We start from the raw sequence: 6720 nt of genomic DNA on the forward strand, positions 1-6720 counted from the left end.
GCACCAGGCACCAGGCACCAGGCACCAGGAAGCTGACGGCGAACGCCCCCTCCCGGCGCGCCCTCCCTCAGACCCCCTTCAGACCTCCGTCAGCTCCCGTCGTGCCGTTCTGCGGGTGGCCGCGACGGCCGGGTCGAGGGACGGTACGGCGGCCAGGAGCCGTCGTGTGTAGGGGTCGCGCGGCGCGTCGTACACCTGGTCGGCCGGGCCCGACTCGACGATCCGGCCGCCCCGCATGACCGCGACCCGGTCGCTGACCTGCCGGACCACGGCGAGGTCGTGGGCGACGAAGACGAGCGCGAGCCCGAGTTCCCGCTGGAGTTCGCCGAGCAGGGCGACCACCTGCGCCTGGGTGGTCACGTCGAGCGCGGAGACGGGCTCGTCGCAGACGATGACGCGCGGCTCGGCGGCGAGCGCCCGCGCGATGCCCACCCGCTGGCGCTGCCCGCCGCTGAACTCGTGCGGGTACCGGTCCTGGTGGGCCCGCTCCAGCCCCACCCGCTCCAGCAGCTCCCCCACGCGCGCCCGGATCAGCCGCTCGTCGCGCTCGCCCCGCGCCCGCAGCGGGTCGGCGACCGACTCGCCCACGGTGCGGCGGGGGTTGAGGGAGGAGACGGGGTCCTGGAAGACCATCTGGACGTCGGGCCGCACACCCGCGCGGGCCCGCCCGTCGTACCGCACCTCCCCCGCGGTCGGCTCCAGCAGCCCGACCAGCATCCGGCCCAGCGTCGTCTTGCCGCTGCCGCTCTCGCCGACGATCCCGAGGGTCTCGCCCCGGCGGACGGTGAGTGACACGTCGTCGACGGCGGCGAACGCGCCCTTGCCGCGCCCGAACTCGCGCCGCAGGCCGGTCGCCTCCAGGACGACCTCGCCGCGCTCCCCCGAGGGGGCGCGGGCGGCCTCCACGCGCGGGACGGCGGCCAGCAGCGCGCGGGTGTACGGCTCGGCGGGCGAGCCGAGGACGTCGGCCACCGGGCCGTGTTCGACGACCCGCCCGTGCCGCATGACGAGCACCTCGTCGACGCTCTCGGCGGCGACGCCCACGTCGTGCGTGACGAGCAGCAGCCCGGTCCCGGTCTCCTCGCGCAGGGTGTGCAGCAGGTCGAGGATCTGGGCCTGGACGGTGACGTCGAGCGCGGTGGTCGGCTCGTCGGCGATGAGCAGGTCGGGCCGGCAGGCGAGCGCCATGGCGATCAGCGCGCGCTGGCGCATGCCGCCGCTGAACTCGTGCGGGCGCGAGCGGGAGCGGCGGGGCGCGTCCGGGATGCCGACCCGGTCGAGGACCTCCACGGCACGCGCGCGTGCCGCCCGCCGGGACGCGCGGTGGTGCACCCGGTACACCTCGGCTATCTGGTCGCCGATCGCGTAGTAGGGGTCGAGCGAGGAGAGCGGGTCCTGGAAGACCATGGCGGCCCTGCCGCCGCGCAGTCCGCGCAGTTCCTCCTCGCCCGCCCGCTGCACGTCGACGCCCGCGACCTCGATCGCGCCGCCCACCCGCGCGCCGGTGTCCCGGTGCAGGCCGAGCAGGGCGGAGGCGACGGTGGACTTGCCGGAGCCCGACTCGCCGACCAGGGCGAGCGCGGCGCCGGGCCGGAGCGTGAAGGAGAGGCCGTCGACGGCCCGCAGGCCGCCGAAGTCGACGGTCAGGTCGGTGACGCGGACGAGACTCATGCCAGTACCACCCGTCGGTCGGCCACCGCGTACAGCACGTCCGCGACGGCGTTGGCGAGGACCACGAAGAAGCCGATGACCAGGACCATGCCGACGACCACCGGCAGGTCGACGACCTTGACGGCGTGGACGAGTTCCTGTCCGATGCCGGGCAGCCCGAAGAGGGTCTCGGTGAGGACCGCGCCGCCGACCGCTGAGCCGACGTTGTTCGCGTTGAGGGCGATGACCGGCGCGAACGCCCCGCGCAGGGCGTGCCGTCCGATGACCGCGCGCTCGCCGACGCCGTAGGCGCGGAACGTGCGGATGTGGTCCTCGGCGAGCGTCTCCAGCATGGCGGCGCGGGTCAGCCGGGCGAAGGTGGCGGCCTCGATGAGGGCCAGCGACAGCCACGGCAGCAGCAGGTTCCACGCCCACTGCTCGGGGTCGTCGGTGAGGGCGACGTACTGCGGGAACGGCAGCAGCCGCAGTTCACCGCAGACGACGATCATGAGGACCAGGCCGATGACGAAGACGGGCGTGGCCGTTCCCGCGAGGGTGACGGCGGTGAGCACCCGCTCGGAGAGGCGGCCCCGGCGCCAGGCGGAGAGCACCCCGGTGCCGACGCCGAGCAGCAGCCAGAGCACCATCGCGCCGAGCACGAGGGAGAGGCTGACCGGCAGCTTCGTCAGGATCAGCGCGGTGACCTGCTGGTCGGTCTGGTACGACAGGCCGAGGCAGGGCGCCTCGCAGTGCTCGACGGAGGTGCCGGTCGAGTAGTCGTGGCCGGTGAACAGGCCCTGGAGGAAGTCCCCGTAGCGCGCGTACAGCGGGTCGCCCAGGTGCAGTTGCTCGGCGACCTGGTGCACCTGGGCCGGGGAGCAGCGGGGGCCGCAGGTGATCTGGGCGACGTTGCCCGGGGTGACGTAGAAGACGACGTAGACGATCACCGAGATGGCGAGCAGGGTGATGACGGTGCCGACGGCGCGGCGCAGCAGGAAGCCGCCGAAGCCGGTCATGACGCGGTACCTCCGGTCGGGTGCTGCTCGGTGGGGGCGCTCTTGTCCGCGCCGGTGGGCGTGACGGCCGGGGGCACCGGAGCCGTCGCGGACGCCTGCCCTTTCTTCCCGCGTCCGCGTCCGGTGCCCACCCGCAGCCGGGAGGCGGCTCGGGGGTCGAGGGCGGTGCGGACGCCGTCGCCGAGGACGGTCAGGGCGAGCACGGTGACGAACAGGGCGCCGGCCGGGAGCAGCAGGTACTGCGGGGCGGCCTGGTACCAGACGTCGGCGGCGGTGAGCATCTGTCCCCAGGACGGGGTCGGCGGCTTCACGCCGACCCCGAGGAAGGAGAGCGCCGCCTCGACGGTGATGTTCATCGGGACGAGGAGCGCCGCGTAGGTGATGACGGGCGCGGCGAGGCCGGGCAGCAGCTCGCGGCGGGCGACGCGCACCGGGCCCCAGCCGCTGAGCCGGGCGGCGGCCACGTGATCGAGGCCCTTCAGGGTGAGCGTCTGGGCGCGCACGATCCTGGCGATGTTGCCCCAGGCGATCAGGCCGATGACGAGGGCGACCAGGACCGGGCGCGGGAAGCTCGACGGGACGATCGCGAGCAGCGCGAGGGCCATGATCATCAACGGCATCGCCACGATGATGTCGGTGACCCTGCTCAACAGTTGATCAACCCATCGGGAGCCGAGGGCGGACGCCACTCCCACGGTGACGCCGATCGCGACCTGGACGACGGTGGCCGCGAGCGCGACCCCGAGGGAGACGCGCGCGCCGTGGACCAGGCGGGCGAACAGGTCGCGGCCGGTCTGCGGTTCGACGCCGAGCCAGTGGTCGGCGGAGACACCGCCGAAGGGGCCGATGGGCACGCCCCCGCGCGCGGAGTCGATCAGCGCGGGGTGGTAGCTGTTGGGGTCCTGCCCCTCCAGGGCGGTGAGCAGCGGCGCGGCGACCGCGACGAGCAGCAGCAGGGCGACGACGGCCGCCGCGACGAGGGCGGCGCGCTGCGTGCGCAGCCGCCGCCAGAACTGACGGGCCCCCGAGGCCGCCGGCACGGGCTCCACGCCCGTGACGGCGGCCTCGGCGGCGACGAGTGCCTCGCTCACGGCGCTACTTCACCGCGACCTGGGAGATGTCGAGGACGCCGGTCCAGTCGCTGATGACGATGTTCTTGACGTCCTTCCCGTAGAGGCGCTTGTAGACCGGGTGGAACAGCGGGACGGTCAGCGCCTCACCGGCGATCTTCTTGTCCAGCGCGCCCCACCTCTTGGCGGCCGCGTCAAGATCGGTCAACTTGTTGATCGCGTCAATCTCGTCATTGACCGACGGGTCGTCGAGCTGGCCCGTGTTGAAGTTCGCGCCGTCCTTGACGATCTGCCTGCCGTCGAAGATCGGGGCGAGGAAGGGACCGCCGGAGGGCCAGTCGGCGCCCCAGTGGGCGAGGAAGAAACCGGGCTCGGTCTTGACGCCGTGGATGGTGTCGCCGTAGTCGTTCTCCTCCAGGCCCCGGAGCTTGACGGTGATGCCCGCCTTCTTGAGCGCGTCCTGGAGGGCGGTGGCGATCTCCGGGCTGGTCTCGAAGTCCTTGCTGTTGGAGTGGGTCAGCGTGACGGTGATCCCGTCGGGGTGCCCGGCCTCCTTCAGCAGCTCCTTCGCCTTGGCCGCGTTGCCGGAGTCGCCCGCGGGGAAGAGGTCGTAGGGCGTGTACCCGAAGGACTTCTGGTCGGGCAGGAAGGTGGTCGCGGCCTCCGCGAGGGCGGATCCGCCGGCCGCGTTGACCACCGAGGAGCGGTCGACGGCGTAGGAGACGGCCTGGCGCACCTTGGGGTCGTCGAACGGCTTCACCTTCGGGTTGAAGGCGATGTAGTTGGTGTAGCCGAAGTGGCCGGTGCCGACCCGCGCGGCCAGTTCCTTGTCGCCGGTGACCTTGGCGAGTTCGGCCGGGCCGAGGTTGGTGTCGGTGGTGACGGCGGCGGCGTCGGCGCCCTGGGACGCGGAGAGCCGCTGGTTGATCACCGAGGAGTCGAGCCCCGAGGTGACGTCGATGCGGTCCGGGTAGGCCTTGCGCTGGTCGTCGGTGGCGGCGGACCAGTGCGTGTTCCGTTCGAGGACGAGGTGCTGTCCGTCGTTCTCGTTCCTGACGACCTTGTAGGGGCCGGACGAGACCGGGTGCTCCTCGTACTTGGTGCCGGTGTCCTTGGCCTTCGGGACGGGCGCGAACTGGGTCTGCGTGGCCAGGTACGGGAACTCGCCCTCGGGCTTGTTCAGGTGGAAGACGATGGTCAGGTCGTCCGGCGTCTCGATCGCCGAGAGCCCCTTCTTGTCCTTGTAGGGGCCCTGGTAGTCGGCGGCGCCGACCAGCCAGTCCCGCAGGTAGGGGGCGCCGCCGGACAGCTCGGGCGCGAAGGAGCGCTCGATGCCGTACTTGATGTCGGCGGAGGTGATCGGGGTGCCGTCCTCGTAGGTGAGGCCCTTCTTCAGGGTGTACGTCCACACCGTCGCGTCCTTGTTGGAGCGTCCGGTGTCGGTGGCGAGGTCCGGCACGACCTTGGCACCGGCGGCGCCGTTCTCCCGGTTGCGGGTGGTGAGCGTCCTGAAGACCAGGGAGGGGACGTTCCCGCCGCCGGAGGTGTACAGGCGGGCGGGGTCGAAGTCGGCCTGCGGGTTGGCGTTCAGGACCGAGAGCGTGCCGCCCTTGCGGGGCGCGGAGCCGCCGGTGGAGGACGCCTTGGCATCGTTGTCCTCGGGCCCGCAGGCTGCGGCGCCCGCTGCCACGACCAGGCTGACGGTTGCCACGGCCACACGGCGCGCTCGGCGGGACGGTTGACGCATCGGAATGACGACCTCTCGTGGGGGTTCGGACCGAATGGACCGAATGCTGAGACAGTTGGACGAGGAGTGAGACGAAAGTGAACAGACGTCTGCCCGTGCGTCAGGTCGTCGGAGGCCACGACAGGGTCATGGGAGAAGGAGAAGGGCGACGCGGACGCCGGGGGCGCGCGTCAGCTACAGAGAATGTCGGCCACGCAGAGCGGGGTCACGCCGATCAGCGCCAGCTCGATGGCGGCGCGGGCGGAGGCGGGACGGGGCGACATGCCCAGAAATATGAACGAACTTTCTGCGCATGTCAATGTGACCCCGGTGGCCCCCGTCAACTCGTGGGATAGGGCCACGGGTTGGGCAGGCAGTGGATTCCGTCGTGGTCGAGGAACTTGGTCTGCTGCTGCATGACCGGCGCGAGCTCACCGTCGTTCTCGCAGCTCACATGGGGGTAGCCGAGCCGGTGGCCGACCTCGTGGTTGATCAGCATCTGCCGGTAGGCGTGAATCTGGTCACCGTAGGTCGTCGAGCCCTGGGCCCACCGGTAGGCGTTGATCATCACGCGCTCGGTGAGGGCGGAGTCACAGGAGACGTTGTCCTGGGTGATGTCCAGACCCGACTTCTCGCACCACTCGTCGGTGGTGCCGGGGCTGGCGAGGGTGACGACGAAGTCCGGGTCGTCGGAGGAGACGCGCTCGAAGGTGCGCTCGCCGTCGTGCGCCCAGCTCCGCTCGTCGTTGAGGGTCTTCTGCACCGCCTGGGCGAACAGCTCGCCGTCCAGCCCGAGCCCGCGCTCGACATCGACCCGGTAGGTGAACTTCTCGCCCTTGCCTGGCGCCTTGACCGTCCCCGGCATCACCGCGAACTCGCCCGGCCCTTCGAGCGTCGCGCTGAGCGGGTACTTCTCGGCCATCTTCTGCGCGTACGTCAGCGCCACCGCGCGCGGCGGCACCGACGGCGTCGGCCGCCCGTCGCCGCGCAGCGCGCCCTGCCCCTTGCCTGAGGCGGAGCGGACCCCGTCGTTCTCCCGCCCGTCGGCGACCTGTCCGGCGACGACGACGGCGAGCACGGTGGTGACGGCCGCGGCGGCGATGCCGGTGAAGGCGCGCCCCTTGCCGCCCCCGGCGTGCGCGGGCGGGCCGGTCGGCGGACCGCCGTCGCCCCCGCCGTCGCCGGGGAGCGGGTCCGCGACGCGGAAGGGGGCGTGCGGGTCGGGGCGCCGGGTCGCGGCGCGGGCGTCGTCGGGGGT

Annotated in this window: 6 protein-coding genes; all 6 read right to left on the bottom strand. The window is 72.3% G+C overall.

Annotated elements, in window-relative coordinates; all coding sequences use genetic code 11:
* Positions 1 to 78: 78 nt before the first annotated feature.
* Positions 79 to 1671: a dipeptide ABC transporter ATP-binding protein gene (locus GA0115242_RS36185; RefSeq protein ID WP_093835894.1), complete on the bottom strand. Its 1593-nt coding sequence runs from the start codon at positions 1669 to 1671 to the stop codon at positions 79 to 81.
* The gene (locus GA0115242_RS36190) at positions 1668 to 2666 is read right to left on the bottom strand and encodes an ABC transporter permease (protein WP_093835895.1); all 999 of its coding nucleotides are present in this window, start codon (positions 2664 to 2666) and stop codon (positions 1668 to 1670) included. Before GA0115242_RS36190 ends, GA0115242_RS36185 begins: the two co-directional genes overlap by 4 nt.
* Positions 2663 to 3757 (bottom strand): ABC transporter permease, encoded by a 1095-nt coding sequence (locus tag GA0115242_RS36195; RefSeq protein WP_256089836.1) that lies wholly within the window; start codon positions 3755 to 3757, stop codon positions 2663 to 2665. Before GA0115242_RS36195 ends, GA0115242_RS36190 begins: the two co-directional genes overlap by 4 nt.
* 4 nt (positions 3758 to 3761) lie before the next feature.
* Positions 3762 to 5483 (bottom strand): ABC transporter substrate-binding protein, encoded by a 1722-nt coding sequence (locus tag GA0115242_RS36200; RefSeq protein ID WP_093835896.1) that lies wholly within the window; start codon positions 5481 to 5483, stop codon positions 3762 to 3764.
* A 170-nt stretch (positions 5484 to 5653) separates the two neighbouring features.
* Positions 5654 to 5746, bottom strand: coding sequence for an Ms4533A family Cys-rich leader peptide (locus tag GA0115242_RS42650; protein ID WP_311638526.1), 93 nt, complete (start codon positions 5744 to 5746; stop codon positions 5654 to 5656).
* Positions 5747 to 5802: 56 nt separating this feature from the next.
* On the bottom strand, positions 5803 to 6720 hold a 918-nt coding region (locus GA0115242_RS36205), incomplete at its 5' end, for a DUF3152 domain-containing protein (RefSeq protein ID WP_093835897.1).

Origin of the sequence: Streptomyces sp. SolWspMP-5a-2 (assembly GCF_900091845.1) — a bacterium.
Classification (GTDB): domain Bacteria; phylum Actinomycetota; class Actinomycetes; order Streptomycetales; family Streptomycetaceae; genus Streptomyces; species Streptomyces doudnae.